The sequence below is a fragment of the Dyella terrae genome, from assembly GCF_004322705.1.
In the GTDB taxonomy this organism is placed as follows: domain Bacteria; phylum Pseudomonadota; class Gammaproteobacteria; order Xanthomonadales; family Rhodanobacteraceae; genus Dyella_D; species Dyella_D terrae.
In genome coordinates this window covers 107605-122661 of the sequence record NZ_SIZZ01000002.1, presented here as the reverse complement: position 1 = coordinate 122661, position 15057 = coordinate 107605, and the positions used below count along the sequence as shown (strand labels likewise).

18 protein-coding genes and 1 tRNA gene are annotated in these 15057 nt (G+C 62.1%); 8 read left to right on the top strand and 11 right to left on the bottom strand.

Features of this window, described 5'->3' with window-relative positions:
• Positions 1-108 precede the first annotated feature (108 nt).
• The 10 genes from atpG to EYV96_RS11370 all read right to left on the bottom strand — a co-directional run bounded on the left by atpG (position 109) and on the right by EYV96_RS11370 (position 6739).
• Positions 109-1008 (bottom strand): F0F1 ATP synthase subunit gamma, encoded by a 900-nt coding sequence (gene atpG, locus EYV96_RS11415; protein WP_131151689.1) that lies wholly within the window; start codon positions 1006-1008, stop codon positions 109-111.
• 127 nt (positions 1009-1135) lie between these two features.
• Positions 1136-2686, bottom strand: a complete 1551-nt coding sequence (atpA, locus tag EYV96_RS11410; RefSeq protein ID WP_131151688.1) for a F0F1 ATP synthase subunit alpha — start codon at positions 2684-2686, stop codon at positions 1136-1138.
• A 57-nt stretch (positions 2687-2743) separates the two neighbouring features.
• Positions 2744-3277, bottom strand: a complete 534-nt coding sequence (locus EYV96_RS11405) for a F0F1 ATP synthase subunit delta (RefSeq protein WP_131151687.1) — start codon at positions 3275-3277, stop codon at positions 2744-2746.
• A gap of 3 nt (positions 3278-3280) precedes the next feature.
• Entirely contained in the window at positions 3281-3751 is a 471-nt protein-coding gene (locus tag EYV96_RS11400; RefSeq protein WP_131151686.1) for a F0F1 ATP synthase subunit B, read from the bottom strand.
• An 84-nt stretch (positions 3752-3835) separates the two neighbouring features.
• A complete protein-coding gene (gene atpE, locus EYV96_RS11395) occupies positions 3836-4123 on the bottom strand; it encodes a F0F1 ATP synthase subunit C (RefSeq protein WP_131151685.1) in 288 nt (95 codons plus the stop codon).
• Positions 4124-4197: 74 nt separating this feature from the next.
• Positions 4198-5031: a F0F1 ATP synthase subunit A gene (atpB, locus tag EYV96_RS11390; protein ID WP_131151684.1), complete on the bottom strand. Its 834-nt coding sequence runs from the start codon at positions 5029-5031 to the stop codon at positions 4198-4200.
• A 3-nt stretch (positions 5032-5034) separates the two neighbouring features.
• The gene (locus EYV96_RS11385) at positions 5035-5400 is read right to left on the bottom strand and encodes a hypothetical protein (RefSeq protein ID WP_131151683.1); all 366 of its coding nucleotides are present in this window, start codon (positions 5398-5400) and stop codon (positions 5035-5037) included.
• Positions 5401-5646: 246 nt separating this feature from the next.
• Positions 5647-6039: a phasin family protein gene (locus EYV96_RS11380; protein WP_131151682.1), complete on the bottom strand. Its 393-nt coding sequence runs from the start codon at positions 6037-6039 to the stop codon at positions 5647-5649.
• Between the two features lie 153 nt (positions 6040-6192).
• A complete protein-coding gene (queD, locus tag EYV96_RS11375) occupies positions 6193-6555 on the bottom strand; it encodes a 6-carboxytetrahydropterin synthase QueD (protein ID WP_131151681.1) in 363 nt (120 codons plus the stop codon).
• Between the two features lie 107 nt (positions 6556-6662).
• Positions 6663-6739, bottom strand: a tRNA-Met gene (locus tag EYV96_RS11370).
• Positions 6740-6916: 177 nt separating this feature from the next.
• On the opposite strand from EYV96_RS11370, the gene EYV96_RS11365 reads away from it, so the two are divergent.
• The 8 genes from EYV96_RS11365 to EYV96_RS11330 all read left to right on the top strand — a co-directional run bounded on the left by EYV96_RS11365 (position 6917) and on the right by EYV96_RS11330 (position 12380).
• The gene (locus EYV96_RS11365; protein WP_131151680.1) at positions 6917-7465 is read left to right on the top strand and encodes an RNA pyrophosphohydrolase; all 549 of its coding nucleotides are present in this window, start codon (positions 6917-6919) and stop codon (positions 7463-7465) included.
• A 56-nt stretch (positions 7466-7521) separates the two neighbouring features.
• Positions 7522-7728: a (2Fe-2S)-binding protein gene (locus EYV96_RS11360; RefSeq protein ID WP_131151679.1), complete on the top strand. Its 207-nt coding sequence runs from the start codon at positions 7522-7524 to the stop codon at positions 7726-7728.
• A gap of 142 nt (positions 7729-7870) precedes the next feature.
• Entirely contained in the window at positions 7871-8341 is a 471-nt protein-coding gene (gene bfr, locus EYV96_RS11355) for a bacterioferritin (protein WP_131151678.1), read from the top strand.
• A 128-nt stretch (positions 8342-8469) separates the two neighbouring features.
• Positions 8470-9222: a DUF6776 family protein gene (locus EYV96_RS11350; RefSeq protein ID WP_131151677.1), complete on the top strand. Its 753-nt coding sequence runs from the start codon at positions 8470-8472 to the stop codon at positions 9220-9222.
• On the top strand, positions 9209-9634 hold the full coding sequence (locus EYV96_RS11345) for a bactofilin family protein (RefSeq protein WP_131151676.1): 426 nt from the start codon (positions 9209-9211) through the stop codon (positions 9632-9634). The genes EYV96_RS11350 and EYV96_RS11345 overlap by 14 nt, the downstream gene beginning before the upstream one ends.
• A 140-nt stretch (positions 9635-9774) precedes the next feature.
• Complete coding sequence (erpA, locus tag EYV96_RS11340) at positions 9775-10152, top strand: iron-sulfur cluster insertion protein ErpA (RefSeq protein WP_131151675.1); 378 nt, start codon at positions 9775-9777, stop codon at positions 10150-10152.
• A 10-nt stretch (positions 10153-10162) separates the two neighbouring features.
• Entirely contained in the window at positions 10163-11158 is a 996-nt protein-coding gene (gene nudC / locus EYV96_RS11335; RefSeq protein WP_131151674.1) for an NAD(+) diphosphatase, read from the top strand.
• Between the two features lie 355 nt (positions 11159-11513).
• Positions 11514-12380 carry a regulatory signaling modulator protein AmpE gene (locus tag EYV96_RS11330; RefSeq protein WP_131151673.1) on the top strand — a complete coding sequence of 289 codons (867 nt, stop codon included), beginning with the start codon at positions 11514-11516 and terminating at the stop codon, positions 12378-12380.
• Positions 12381-12465: 85 nt separating this feature from the next.
• Here EYV96_RS11330 and EYV96_RS11325 read toward each other — a convergent pair whose 3' ends face one another.
• Entirely contained in the window at positions 12466-14340 is a 1875-nt protein-coding gene (locus EYV96_RS11325; protein ID WP_131151672.1) for an MFS transporter, read from the bottom strand.
• Positions 14341-15057: the final 717 nt, after the last annotated feature.

Below are 15057 nucleotides of genomic sequence, written 5' to 3'. Positions count from 1 at the left end.
AGAACTCCGGATGTATTCGATTCTTTGTGCCTGGCCGCGAGATACACGCGCCTGGGCGTTAATTCGTAAGTAGCCGGCAGCGACGAGTCGCTACCCACCGTAGACCGCTTAGACCGCCGCCGCACCGCCGACGATTTCGGAAATTTCCTGGGTAATCGCGGCCTGACGGGCCTTGTTGTAGACCAGGGTCAGTTCGCCAATCACCTTGCTCGCGTTGTCGGAGGCCGACTTCATGGCCACCATGCGCGCAGCGTGCTCGCTGGCGAGGTTTTCGATCACGGCCTGGTACACGACGGACTCGATGTAACGCGTCAGCACGTGCTCCAGCACGGTCGCGGCATCGGGTTCGTAGATGTAATCCCAGTCGTGCGACTGTTCGAGCTTGATGCCTGCCGCCTGGGACGCTTCCATCTCCGACGCCACCACCGGCAGCGGCAGCAGCGCATCGAGCGCCGGCTTCTGCGTCATGGTGTTGACGAAGTCGTTGTAGGCCAGGAACACGCGATCGACCTTGTTGGCCGTGAACGCATCGAGTACGACCTTGATCACGCCCACCAGCTGCTCGAGCTTGGGCTTCTCGCCCAGGTGGGTGACGCTGCCGATGAGGTTCACGCCCTTGATGCGGCGGAAGAACTGCGAGGCCTTCTGACCGATCGCCACCACGTCGACTTCAACGCCCTTGTCCTGCCACTCGCGGATGGCCGGCAGCATGCGGCGGAAGAGGTTGGAGTTCAGGCCACCGCAAAGACCGCGGTCGGTCGACACCACCACATACGCCACGCGCGCAACCGTCGCGCGTTCCTGCAGGAACGGATGGCTGAAGTCGGTGCTGGCCTGGGCCACGTGCGCGATCACTTTGCGCATCTGGCGCGCATAAGGACGCGAGGCCTTCATCAGGTCCTGAGCCTTGCGGATTTTCGAGGCCGAGACCATTTCGAGCGCGCGCGTCACCTTGCGCATGTTCTGCGTGCTCTTGATCTTGGTTTTGATTTCGCGTCCGCTTGCCATTCTCTACGCTCGCTTAGTTAAGTCGCGCCTTCGGCGCTGTAAACGGTGATGGGACCACCTGCTTCGCAGGCTCAACGGGAAGATGGTGTGAACCGGCTCCTCCCGTTGACCGTTTACGGTTTGCCGTTTACCAGCTGCCCGTCTTCTTGAACTCGTCCATCGACGACTTGAAAGTCGCTTCGATGTCGTTGTTCCAGTCACCGGTGGCGACGAGCTTCTTCATCAGCTCGCCGTGGTTCTGGTGCATGAAGGCGTGCAGGCCCTTCTCGAACGGCAGCACCTTGTCGACCGGCAGGTCGTCGAGGTAGCCCTTTTCAGCGGCGTACACCGACAGAGCCAGCTCGGCGATCGACAGCGGGGCGTACTGCTTCTGCTTCATCAGCTCGGTGACGCGCTGACCGCGGTCAAGCTGGGCGCGGGTAGCCGGGTCGAGGTCCGAAGCGAACTGCGCGAACGCAGCCAGCTCGCGGAACTGGGCCAGGGCCAGCTTCACGCCGCCGGACAGCTTCTTGACGATCTTGGTCTGGGCGGCACCACCCACGCGCGACACCGAGATACCGGCGTTCACGGCCGGACGGATACCGGCGTTGAAGAGGTCGGTTTCCAGGAAGATCTGGCCGTCGGTGATCGAGATCACGTTGGTCGGCACGAACGCGGACACGTCGCCGGCCTGCGTTTCAATGATCGGGAGCGCGGTCAGCGAACCGGTCTTGCCCTTCACTTCACCGTTGGTGAACTTCTCGACGTATTCCTCGGACACGCGGGCAGCGCGCTCGAGCAGACGCGAGTGGAGATAGAACACGTCGCCCGGGTAGGCTTCGCGGCCCGGCGGGCGCTTCAGCAGCAGCGAGATCTGGCGGTAGGCCACGGCCTGCTTGGACAGATCGTCATAGATGATTAGCGCGTCTTCGCCGCGGTCACGGAAGTACTCGCCCATGGCGCAGCCGGAGTACGGCGCGATGTACTGCAGGGCGGCCGACTCGGAAGCCGAAGCAACCACGATGATCGTGTTGGCGAGGGCGCCGTGCTCTTCGAGCTTGCGCACCACGTTGGCGATCGACGAGCGCTTCTGGCCGATGGCGACGTAGATGCACTTAATGCCGGAGTCTTTCTGGTTGATGATCGCGTCGATGGCCAGCGCGGTCTTGCCGGTCTGACGGTCACCGATGATCAGCTCACGCTGGCCACGGCCGATCGGGATCATCGAGTCGACGGACTTGTAACCGGTCTGCACCGGCTGGTCGACCGACTTACGCCAGATCACGCCCGGAGCGACCTTTTCGATCGGCGAGCTGGTCTTGGCCGGGATCGGACCCTTGCCATCGATCGGGTTGCCGAGCGAGTCGACGACGCGACCGAGCAGTTCCGGACCGGTCGGCACTTCGAGAATGCGGCCGGTGGTCTTGGCCACGTCGCCTTCGCGCAGGTGCTGGTACTCACCGAGCACCACCGCGCCCACCGAGTCACGCTCGAGGTTCAGCGCGAGGGCGTAGGCGTTGCCCGGCAGTTCGATCATTTCGCCCTGCATCACGTCGGCCAGGCCGTGGATGCGAACGATACCGTCGGACACGCTGATGATCGTGCCCTCGTTGCGGGCTTCCGCGCCGAGCTTGAACTGCTCGATGCGGGTCTTGATCAGTTCACTGATCTCAGACGGGTTCAGGGTGGTGCTGGACATGGTCGTTATCCTTGGGTTCGCGCCGCGCTAGCGGCACCCGGTGATTTGAAACTTGTGTCAGTGCGTCAGCGCGCCGGAGAGGCGCTGCAGGCGACCGCGAATGGAGCCGTCGATCACTTCGCTGCCGGTGTCGATCACCACGCCGCCGAGCAGCGATGCATCGACCTGGGTTTCCAGTTCGATGTCGCGCTTGAAGCGACGCTTCAGCGAGGCCTTGAGCTGTTCGGACTGGGCGGCATCGAGAGCCATCGCACTGGTGACCTTCACCAGCAGCTGCGACTCCGATTCACGCTTGAGTTCTTCGAACAGATCGGCGATTTCCGGCAGCAGCGCCATGCGGCGGTTGGCAGCCAGTTCGCCCAGGAACTTCGCGAACGGCGTGTCGCTGCCCATGCCTTGCGGCAGGTGCAGGGCGACGAGCTGCTCGTGCGTCACGCGAGGATCGGTGCCGAGGTCAGCCACGCGCGAGTCCTTTGCCACCAGGGCGGCAAAGGACAGCGCTTGCGACCACGCAGCCAGCGAGCCGGCCGCATGCGCCACTTCGAAAGCGGCGCGTGCGTACGGACGGGCGAGAGTGATTGCCTGGGCCATGGATCAGATCTCGGCTGCGAGCTGGTCGAGCATGGCCTTGTGGGCCGACGCGTCGATTTCGCGCTGAACGATCTTTTCCGCACCCTGCACGGCCAGACGGCCAACCCAGCCACGGAGCTCTTCGCGTGCACGCTGCTGCATGCTCACGATCTCGTCGGCGGCGGCAGCCCTCAGACGCGCGGCTTCGGCAACCGCGTCTTCGCGGGCCTTGTCGACAATCTGGTTGGCCTGCTGCTGGGCTTTCTCGACGATCTCGGCAGCCTGCTGACGGGCCTGCTTGATCTCGATGGCGACCTTGGCGTCGGCGTCCTTCAGTTCGGCGCGCGCCTTTTCAGCGGCGGCCAGACCTTCGGCAACCTTCTTCTGGCGCTCTTCGATGGCAGCATTGAGCTGGGGCCAGATGAACTTGGTGGTGAACCAGACCAGGATGGCAAAAGAGACCATCTGGCCCAGGAAAGTCAGGTTGATATTCATGAGCTTTCCAAATAACTCCGGTAACGCGTTAAACCGCCGATCGCCGCAGCGCCATTGCGCCGCGGCGACTCCTGTCGCGCCTGATTAGTGAGCGACAGCCGCCTGGATGACGGCGGTGAGCGGGTTCGAGAACGCGAACAGCAGGGCGACGGCCAGGCCGATAATGAACGCGGCGTCGATCAGGCCGGCGAGCAGGAACATGCGACCCTGCAGCAGCGGAACCAGTTCCGGCTGGCGAGCGGCCGACTCAAGGAACTTGGAACCCATGATGGCGATGCCCAAGCAAGCGCCAAGGGCACCCAGGCCAATGATGATGCCGATGGCGATGGCAGTCAGGCCCTGCACATGGGCAAGAAGTTCGGCGAGATTCATGGTGTTCTCCTGTAAATCTTTCTAAAGGTGATTAAGGGCGAAGCGGATTAAAGCGAAACCGGATAAAGCAACCGTCAGTGATGTTCACGTGCCGTGGCGATGTACACGATCGTAAGCATCATGAAGATGAACGCCTGCAGCAGGATGATCAGGATGTGGAAGATCGCCCATGCGGTGTTGAAGATCACACCCGGCAGGAAGCTGATCCAGCCCGCGAACAGGCCCGCGATCAGCATGAACACCAGCTCGCCACCGTACATGTTGCCGAACAGTCGCATGGCGAGCGACACCGGCTTAGACAGGTATTCGACGACGTTGAGCAGGAAGTTGAACGGCACCAGGATCGCAACGACGATCGGGTTGTGTGCGTGGAACGGCGCAGTCAGCAGCTCCTTGCCGAAGCCGAGGCCACCCTTGGCCTTGATGCCATGGGCCAGCACGATGAAGAACACGCACAGGGCCAGGCCCACGGTGGTGTTGATGTCGGCGGTGGGCACCCAGCGGAAGAAGGAGTGGTGCATGGCCTCTTCGCCGGCAGCGGCCTTGACCGCGAAGCTCGGGGCGTCGAGGGGCAGCAGGTCCATCGCGTTGAGGAAGGTCACCCACATGAAGATCGACAGTGCCAGCGGCGTGACCGTGCGGCGGTCGCCGTGGAAGGTGTCCTTCACCTGGGTATCGACGAACTCGACGATGAGCTCGACGAAGGCCTGACCCTTGGACGGCACGCCCGAAGTGGCCTTGCGGGCACGCAGCCAGAACCACAGGCAGAACAGCGCGCCCAGCAGGAAGGCAACGACGATGGAATCCAGGTGCAGCTTCATGAAGGCGCCATCACCAAAGCTCACCACGTTGTGGTGAAGGTGATGCTGGATATATTCAGTCAGTCCGCCCTGCGGCTCGCTTGCCATGTGTTAACCCTTGAATCTGAATGCCAGCAGATTTATTGCGTACGCAGCCACCAGCCCCGTCATAGCGGCCAGTGGCGGCAATTTGAATTTACCCATGATCAGGATCAGCCCCCCGCCGATCGCGATCCATTTCAAAACCATGCCCATCAACAGGCGGCCCATGGTCATGCCGCCACCGCCATATCCTGCAAAGGCGCGCGCAGCAAGCAGCGCGGTACCCAGCGCCACAAGGGCAGCACCCGAGGCGGCCGCGATACCACTGCGGACGCCCTGCGTGAGGAAGACGAGGCCTAAAACAACCGCCATTCCCAGCTGCAGCATGACGATGCGCAGCGCAAGACGGCGGCCAGAGGCAAGACTGTTGAGCACGTGAGGTCCCCGCGGTTTCGCACTGGGCGGCACCGATGCAGCGACGGGCCACGGTTCAATCCGAAAAAGTATATCAGCGGGGTCTTTGGAGCGACAAGCTGAAAACCCTGCGACAACTTGTCCCGCCAGCGGAAATTCACACTTTGTGCACTGGAAGAGGACGCGCAGATGTGCGCGGACAACAAAAAGGCCGGGCTGTCGCCAGCCCGGCCTGGGTCGTCGCGGAGGGGTCGCGACGCAAAGCGATTACTTGACGCCAGCAGCCTTCTTGGCAGCAGCCACCGGAGCGGCAACGGCATCATTGGCGGCCTGCTGCTGCTCCTGCACCAGCGCACCCAGGGACTCGGCGGTCTTCTGGGAGATAGCGGCGATTTCCTGGGTCAGGGCGACGGCACGCTCGGAGTTCTCGCGAGCCACGGCAGCGCCCTTTTCCCACAGGGAACGCAGGCCATCGGCGTCGCGGGTTTCGAACGCGTCGCTGATGAAATCGGCGGCGGACTGCGACTGGCTCTCCAGCGCGCGGACCTGCAGGGAAACGACCTTCTCCAGGCTGCTCAGTGCAACCGACTGCGCCTTGAAGGCGTTATCGATGAACTGCTTGGCGTAGGTGAAAACCTGGGTGTTCAGTTGCTGCGACATGGCTTGCTCCCTCACGGGAAGATGGGTTGGTAGGACAAAGCCTAGCAAGCCGTTTGGTGCGGTGCAATATAATTTTTCTGAACGAATCGATCCAACTTCAAAAGTTCATGTAAAACAGTGAACTATGACAAGCGGATGAAATGCTGTGCCGCGTCAGAAACTGTCACGGCTACAACTTGCACCGGAGGTGCAGGTCTCGTGGACCACGACCTTGTCCAGACCCGGGAGGTCTTTCGACAATCGGGTAAAGATCCAGCGCGCCAGCATCTCGCTGGTGGGATTCTCCAGGCCCTCGATGTCGTTGAGGTAGTGATGGTCGAGCTGGTCGTAAAGCGGCGCGAAGGCCGCCTTGACGTCGGCGAAATCCATCACCCAGCCGAGCTTCGGATCGGGCTCGCCGCTCACATGGATTTCCACACGGAACGAATGGCCATGCAGGCGCGCGCACTTGTGGCCTTCCGGCACGTGGGGCAGGCGATGGGCGGCTTCGATATGGAACAGCTTGAAGATGTGCATGGGCCGAATTCTATCGTCGAGATCCGTTCACGCCCGATGAGCGCCGCGACACGGGGCCGACCGGAGGGAATGCACGGAAACCAGGGAAAAAACCAAGCGAAGGAAAATGGTGGCTAGAGGCGGGATCGAACCGCCGACCTCAGCATTATGAGTGCCGCGCTCTGACCAGCTGAGCTACCTAGCCACGGATTCCTGCAGTGCGGAGTCATAGGTTGACCCCGGCGAGGGCCCGGCAGTTTAAAGTGGATTGGAATCACGTTCAAGCCTTCGCTTGCTGACGATTTGCGCGCTGTGGTTGAATCGTCCACGGGAACAAGGTGTTGCCGATCGACCGTAACGCCGTAAGCCCCCAGGAGAAGACATGATCGACGTCGATGGCTACCGACCCAATGTGGGCATCGTGCTGCTGAACGCCGACGGCCGCCTGTTCTGGGCGCGCCGCGTCAATCGTGATGGCTGGCAGTTTCCCCAGGGCGGCATGCGCAGCGACGAAACCCCGCTTGAGGCCATGTACCGCGAGCTGGAAGAAGAAACCGGACTGTGCCCGGGGCACGTCGAAGTCATTGGCAGTACGCGCGGCTGGCTGCGCTACAAGCTTCCGAGCCGCTATATCCGCCACCACCAGCGCCCCACCTGCATCGGCCAGAAGCAGGTCTGGTTCCTGCTGCGCCTGGTCGGGGGCGAAGACGCCCTGCGCCTGGATGCCAGCGAAAAGCCGGAGTTCGACATCTGGCGCTGGGTGGATTTCTGGTACCCGGCCAACCACGTGGTGAACTTCAAGCGCCAGGTCTACGAGCGGGCACTTCGCCAGTTTGCCCCGCTGGTGGAAACCCTGCTGAGCCTCGAGCTGGGCCCGCTGCCCCATGACGATCCAGGCGGCCCGCCGACCAAGGGCCGCGAGGCCGCCTGAACGGCCGATCTCAGGCAATGTGAAGATTGTTGACAATCATTCGCATTTGCGTTCGAATGCGCGCCATGTATATCTGCATGTGCAACGCCGTCACCGACCACGACATCCGCCGCGCCGCGGCCGATGGCGTGCATAGCTTTGCCGAGCTCCAGGCTCGCACGGGCTGTTCCGATTGCTGCGGTTGCTGCGAGCAGGAAGCCCGCTCCACCCTGAGCAAAGCCGTCGACCAGGTCATGATGACCTTGCCGATCGTCACGGCTTAAGAGCATTCCCCGAGGTAGTTTGGTCAGCCGTGCTTCCGGCGGGAGCGCGGCTTTCGTTGTGGCGAACCATTTCCATTCGCGTTCCGTCATCGCACGATCGAACTTCGTATAGTCGGTCGGCCAAGCTGCATGGAGAACAACAATGAAAGGCGACGCCAAGGTCATCGAGTTCCTCAACAAGGTGCTCTATAACGAACTCACGGCCATCAACCAGTACTTCCTGCATTACCGCATGTTCAAGGACTGGGGATACAAGGAACTGGCCGAGCATGAGTACAAAGAGTCGATCGAGGAAATGAAGCACGCCGATCATCTGATCGAACGCATTCTGTTCCTCGAAGGTCTGCCCAACCTGCAGCACCTCGGCAAGCTTCGCATTGGCGAGAACGTGCTGGAGTGCATTCAAGGCGACCTCGACCTGGAGATCATGGCCGTCAAGGACCTGCGCGAAGCCATTGCTTACAGCGAAGGCATCGCCGACTACGTCAGCCGCGACATCTTCAAGAACATCCTCCATGACGAGGAAGAGCACATCGACTGGCTCGAGACCCAGCAGAGTCTGGTCAAGGACATCGGCGCCGAGCGCTATCTGCAGAGCAAGATGTCGAGCTGAGACGTCGACGTAATAATTTCGTAAGAGCTTTCCGAATGCGCCGCACGCCGATCTGAAGCGTGCGGCGATTCCTTGACGCTCCCGGCAACTCAAGGCTATATCAGGGTTTTGCCGAATCGGGGCCAAGCATGGCTTCTCGCCCACCACCGCGCTTTGTCGTGCGCCCCCATGACGCTGCCGTTCCGCGGCGTCGCTGGTGGTGGCTGGGCGGTGCGTGGCTGGTCAGCATGGTGGCGACGGGATGGATCGTTGGCCTGGCCGTGCACAGCGGCACCCCCACGGCCAGCGAGCACCGGCAGGTGCGCGCCCTGACTGACCAGAACGAATCCCTGCAGCAGCAGGTCGCCAACCTGCAGCGCGCGAACCAGGTGTCCGATATCGCGCAGCAGTCGCTGCGCAGCTCCCTTACGGAGCGCGAGGAAGAAATCAGCGGCTTGCGCGCCGATCTGGGTTTCTACGCCCGCCTGGTGGGCAGTGACACGCAGAAGGAGGGCGTACGCGTCCAGGAAATTCGCTTGCGTCCGATCGAGGGGACGCGCGGATGGAACCTCTCGGTCAGTCTCACCCAGAACGCCCGCCGCAACGACGATATCGCTGGCATCGCCACCGTTACCGTGGAAGGGCTGCGCGCAAACAAGGTGGTCCAGTTGCCGTGGGCAAGCCTGGGCGATGCCGCGCAGAAGGAAGGGATTCCCTTCAAGCTTAAGTATTTCCAGCAATTGCACGCCACCATCGTGCTGCCGGCCGACGTGCGACCGAACCGAATCCGGATCGATGTCACGCCCGATGGCGGATCGCCCGTCACCCGCACGGTGGCGTGGAGCGATGCTCTGGCTGGTGCCATGACAAAGACCGAAGGGGAAACCGATGCTAAGCCGTAAGCGCAACGACCGCGCCCAGCCCGACCACAGCCATGACACCAGCCTCATCGCCCGCGGCACGACCGTTACGGGGGATCTGCGCTTCAGCGGCGCACTGCACCTGGATGGGCGCGTGGAAGGCTCCGTTATCGGCGAGGGTTCCGACGCCGTGTTTACCCTTAGCGAATCGGGCCACATCAAGGGCGACATTCGCGTTCCCCACGCGGTCATCAATGGGCCGGTGCAGGGCAACATCGTCGTGAGCGAGAAGCTGGAGCTGGCTCCCCAGGCAAGGATCTCGGGCGACGTCAGCTACAACCTGCTGGAAATGGCAGCCGGTGCGCAGGTGAATGGACGGATGTCGCACCAGATTACCCGCCCTCAGGAAGATCCGGTGGCGGCACTGGGCCTGGATGACGCCGTCCCGGCCTGAATTGGCCTGCCTGGCGCCATGGAGGGCATGGCCTGACGGGGCGAGGCACCAAGCTGACCATCTCAACCAGCGGGCGACACCCTGCCCGTCCAGGCGCGGTATCCTTGCAGCCAACGCTCAGCGGCCCCATAAAGCAGCACATGGATACCGTCGTCCCCTTTCCTACCGTTCCCGATTACCGCAGCACCGGCGCACCCCTGGTGTTTACCGAAGCGGCTGCGCACAAAGTGCACGAATTGATCCTTGAAGAGGGCAATCCGGCACTGAAGCTGCGCGTCTACATTTCTGGCGGCGGATGTTCCGGCTTCCAGTACGGTTTCACGTTTGATGAAGCCCAGGCAGAGGACGACCTGGCGCTTGAGCGCGAAGGCGTCACCCTGCTGGTCGATCCGCTGTCGCTGCAGTACCTGATGGGCGCGGAAATCGACTATGCGGAAAGCCTCAGTGGCTCGCAGTTCGTGATCCGCAATCCAAACGCCAAAACCACCTGCGGCTGCGGCTCGTCATTCTCGGCCTGAACGGCATCCCATGACCCCGATCGCACCGCCGCGGCCCAACACGTTCGCCGGGCTCAGCCTGGTGCTTGATCGCGTGGCTGAACGGCGCGAGGACACGGCCTGGGTCAACGACCTCGCTGCTTCGGCTGGCGCACGTTTCATCGTGATCGATCCGCTGGGCGAGACCTTCGTGCAGCGCGATGACATGCTGCTGCGCTGGTTGACCGCCGCCGAACGGGAACGCCTGCTTGGCGATCATCGCGCCAGTCTCCTGGGCATCGCCCACGGGCGACCGCACTTCATGATTGCCGTCGATGACGTGGAACGCGCAGGCAGTTTGGCGGAATCGCTCCATGCCCAGCGCGCAGGACTTCGTGATGCGGGGCTGCAACTGCCTGCGGATGAAGCCGCGCTATTCGCCTATGCCAAAGGCCTGGCGCACTGGCAACGCGAGACGCTTCATTGCGCCCGCTGCGGCACCGAGTTGGTCATGGTGGCCGCGGGCCATCGCGCCCAATGCAACAATCCCTCATGTGGCCGCCTGCATTTCCCGCGCACCGACGCAGCCATCATCGTGCTCGTAGAGCATGAGGGCGCGTGCTTGCTCGGGCGCCAGGCCGGCTGGCCCAAAGGGCGATACTCGACGCTTGCCGGATTCATCGAGCCGGGCGAGGCGCTGGAAGACGCGGTGCGACGTGAAGTCGCCGAGGAATCCGGCGTCGCCGTCGGTGATGTTTTCTACCATTCGTCGCAACCGTGGCCGCTGCCGGCGTCACTGATGGTGGGCTTCTTCGCCAAGGCACTCTCACCGGAGATCCGTCTGCGTGACGACGAGCTGGAAGAGGCCCGCTGGTTTACGCCCACCCAGATTCTCGACGGGCTCGCCGATGGAAGCTTTCTGCCATCGCCACCGCTTTCGGTGTCCTATCGCTTGTTATCGGACTGGTTGAAGATGCGCGCCGGCGTCGAACTTGAATCCGCAGTGAGGGACGCCCGCGCTGCGCGCGCCGAACGTCCGGTGGCCTGAGTGCTCATCCCCATGAGTCGCCGTCCATCCGCCAGGTCGCGGTAGTGTTTCCGGCTTGGTTGATTCGCCCGGCCGGGTGAGTCCAGCCGTGAGTAGCCATCACTGAGCGTGGCGCACTACTGGGCAGGCGGAACAGCGAAGCAACATAAGTGATGCTCAGCAGCGCAGCGCGTCACCGATGGGGCACTGCCGGCGCCCGCGCTGCGATATTCGTCCAGCTAGCGCGCGTGACTGATCGAGCAACAACGACACAGGCATCCGCCGCGGTCTGAAGCCGAACGCGTCGCCCTCACACCCGACGTGCCCAGCGAGCCAGCCCGCGGCTACAATGCCAGCAACGTACGGGAGTCTTCGCATGGCCGTCAGTCTGCTCGCCGCCCTCATCGCCATCGGTCTGCTCCACCTGCAGCCCCACCTTGCGCACTGGCGTGGCGATGGCGGTTTTCGCCGCTGGGTGACGCAAATTGGTGACACCTCGGGAACGGGGCGCGTGCTCCTTGCGCTACTGGTTCCGGTAGCCCTTTGTTTGCTCGCACTGTGGTTGATTGGCCTTCTGCCGATGGCCGACCTGTTCCGGCTGGCATTCGCGCTGGTTGTGCTGCTGTATGCCTTCGGACCTCACGCTTACGAGGCCGACCTGGAGGCGATCCTGCGCGCGCCGGATGGAGCAAGCCAGCAAGCCGCCGTGCAATCGCTAACCGATGACGGCGAACCGATCGCGTGGAACGCCATCGCGGTCGGCGAAGCCGTTGCCTACGCCGCGCTGCGGCGCCGCTTTGGCGTGCTGCTGTGGTTCTTCATTCTCGGTCCCGCGGGCGCGCTGCTGTACCGACTCGCGCAGACCCTGGCGCGCGGCCCGTTCGATCTGGATCCGGAAGCAAAATCCACTTCGCGCGCCATCGCTCATTTCATGGACTGGCTGCCCGCGCAGCTGCTCGTTTTCACCCTCGCCCTTGTGGGCCACTGGGATGCTGTCGTGCATGCGTGGAAGGAGTGGCATCGCCAGGCCATTCCCGGCAGCTGGCTGCGCGACGGCCCCGGCTTCCTGGGTGCCGCCGCACGTGCCGATATCCAGGTCGATATCGAAGCTGGCGATGGGTACGCCGAAGAGCGCAGCGATGTCCTGGCCGAGCTGAAGCGACTGCGCAGCGCCTTCGTCCGCGCGCTACTCGCCTGGTTGAGCGTCGTCGCGTTGATCGTGATTGCGGGCTGGATGAGCTAACGAGCGCGGGCGGCGCGCCTTGCATGCCCTTCGCCACATCCATCGTCGATGACATGTTGGTCGCGCCCAAATCAAGCCAAAGCGATCAGGCCATATCGCCACGCAACTGACGAACACGCTCTTCCATGGCATCCATCCGCACTGAGTCCGGAGCGATCGACGGACCGACGACCAGCTCTACACGCGCCCTGAACCGACGTGGGACGCGGGCACGGTGGAGCATCGTATCGCGACGGCTCCACACGCTTCCCCACAGTCCCCGCAATGCCATGGGAATGACAGGTACCGGTCGACGGTCGAGCACTCGCAAGACCCCCGGCTTGAAATGCGCCATGGCACCATCCTTCGTTAGCCCTCCCTCCGGGAAAATGCAGACCAGCTGCCCATCGGCAAGCGCTGCGTCGATCTCCTCATAAGCCTTTTGAAGGATTTCCGGATCCTCCTTCTGACCCGCAATGGGGATGGCCTTTGCGGTGCGGAAGACGAATTTCAGCAATGGAATGTCGAATATCTTGTAGTACATGACAAAGCGGACGGGGCGACGCAGATTGGCCATCAACAACAGTGCATCCATGTAGCTGACGTGGTTGCACACGAGTATCGCAGCGCCCTCTTCGGGAATGTTCTGCGTCCCGTCCACGCGCACCCGATAGAGCGTATTCACCAGGATCCAGGTGATGAACCGCATCAAGAATTCAGGCACAAGGGTAAAGATGTAAACCGCGACGGCGACATTGAGAATGGCAGTCGCGAGGAAGATTTGCGCCGGATGCAGACCTGCGGCGGACAGTGCCAGCCCAAAGCCCGATGCGAGACAGATCAGCAACGCGTTGAGAATGTTGTTTCCAGCGATAACGCGCGAGAGCCTGTCTGGCGGCGTCCTGCTTTGTACGAACGCAAAGAGGGGGACGACGTAGAAGCCGGCGAAGACACCGATCATCGTCAGGTCGAAGGCGATGCGCCAACTACCGGTACTGTGAAGGAAGCTCAGCCAGTTCAGCCCATGCGCCGTTGCCAGGCCCGACCGGGCGAAGAATAGATCGACCCCGAAAAGGGTCAGTCCGAATGCCCCGAGTGGAACAAGCCCCACTTCGACGCGGCGACCCGACATTCGCTCGCACAGGAGCGACCCGACTCCCGTCCCTATCGAGAACAGTGTCAGCACCAGCATGTTTACCGTGCCGTCGCCGCCGAGGTTCATGCGCGTGTAATTGGGCAGCTGCGCAATCAGCACCGTGCCGAAGAACCAGAACCATGAAATGCCGAGCACGGCATTGAACACAGCCGCATCGTCGCGCGTCAGCTTGAGTACTTTCGATGTTTCAGTGAAGGGATTCCAGCTGAACTTCAGGTTTGGCGCGGTTGCAGGAGCAAGGGGAATGGCGCGACTGGCGAAGTACCCCATGAGGGCGATGAAAATCGTCGCGCACGAAGCCGCGACCGGACCGACACCAGCGATCAGCATGAGCGCGCTGCCGGCGATCATGCCAATGAGCATGGCCAGCTGTGTTCCGGTCTCCACCAGGCCGTTGCCGCCAACCAACTCCTGGGCCTTGAGCGCTTGCGGAAGGATCGCGTACTTAATTGGTCCGAACGCCGTCGAATGCATACCCATGAGAAACAGGACGACGAGCAGCAACGTCGTGTGATGCGTGATGAAACCCACGGCAGCAATCACCATGGCCGCGATCTCGAAGAGCTTGATGTAGCGGATGATGCGCGTTTTCTCGTACTTCTCCGCGAGCTGACCCGCCGTCGCGGAAAACAGGAAGAATGGCAGGATGAACAATGCCGGCGCGAGATTTGTGTACAGCGACACGGTTTGGTCATCCAGTGACATCTGAAATGCCACCAGCATGACCATGGCGTTCCGGAAGGCGTTGTCATTGAACGCACCCAGCGCCTGCGTCAGGAAAAATGGCAAGAACCGGCGACTGCCTAAAAGGGCGAACTGACTCATGCGTTTCCTCGACGGGTTCGGCTGGCCATAGCGTAGCGGGAAGTTGTATCGGGCGCAGACCCGCCGACCGCGATGATCCGCCTGACGTTGCATTCTCCGGAACCTGGACAGGGGCGTCCATCCGTCTGGAGCGATGGTCCCGGAAAGTGATGGCCCATTCGCGCGTGGGCCTTCGCTGCAATTTGACCAGCACATCACTTACGCAAATGGGGATTTGACGGACATGCAGCCAGGCATTGAGCCGCTATGCGACATACGACCCATGCCAGGAAACTACGCGTTCACTCCGAGAGCGACCGAAACCCTACATGACCGCTGAAACGCAGGCCCAAAGTCTCGTCATGCCACGAAGTCATTGCCAATCGATTGCCGGAGCTTTCGCATGCTTGCTGACGCTTCTGGTCAGCGCAGCGTTCCCTGCACGGGCTTCGGAGCCGCTCCCGCCCCATCGCACACAGACTACAGACACTTCGGTCTCGGGCTCGATACGGAAATTCACGGGACCTACTGCCGTGGTGAAAAAGCTTAGCGTGCTCAAGACGAAGGCAACCGGTGGGCGTGACATCGCCATCATTCCACCGGGCGCCCTCGTGTTCCCCACGGGACAGAGAAAGGGGCATGTATGGCAGGTTGAAGACGCGGGCGGTCTCAAGGGCTGGATCTCGTCGAAGCGACTCATGCCGAACTGGAGTCCCTGAGCCGATGGTGCGGTACGCA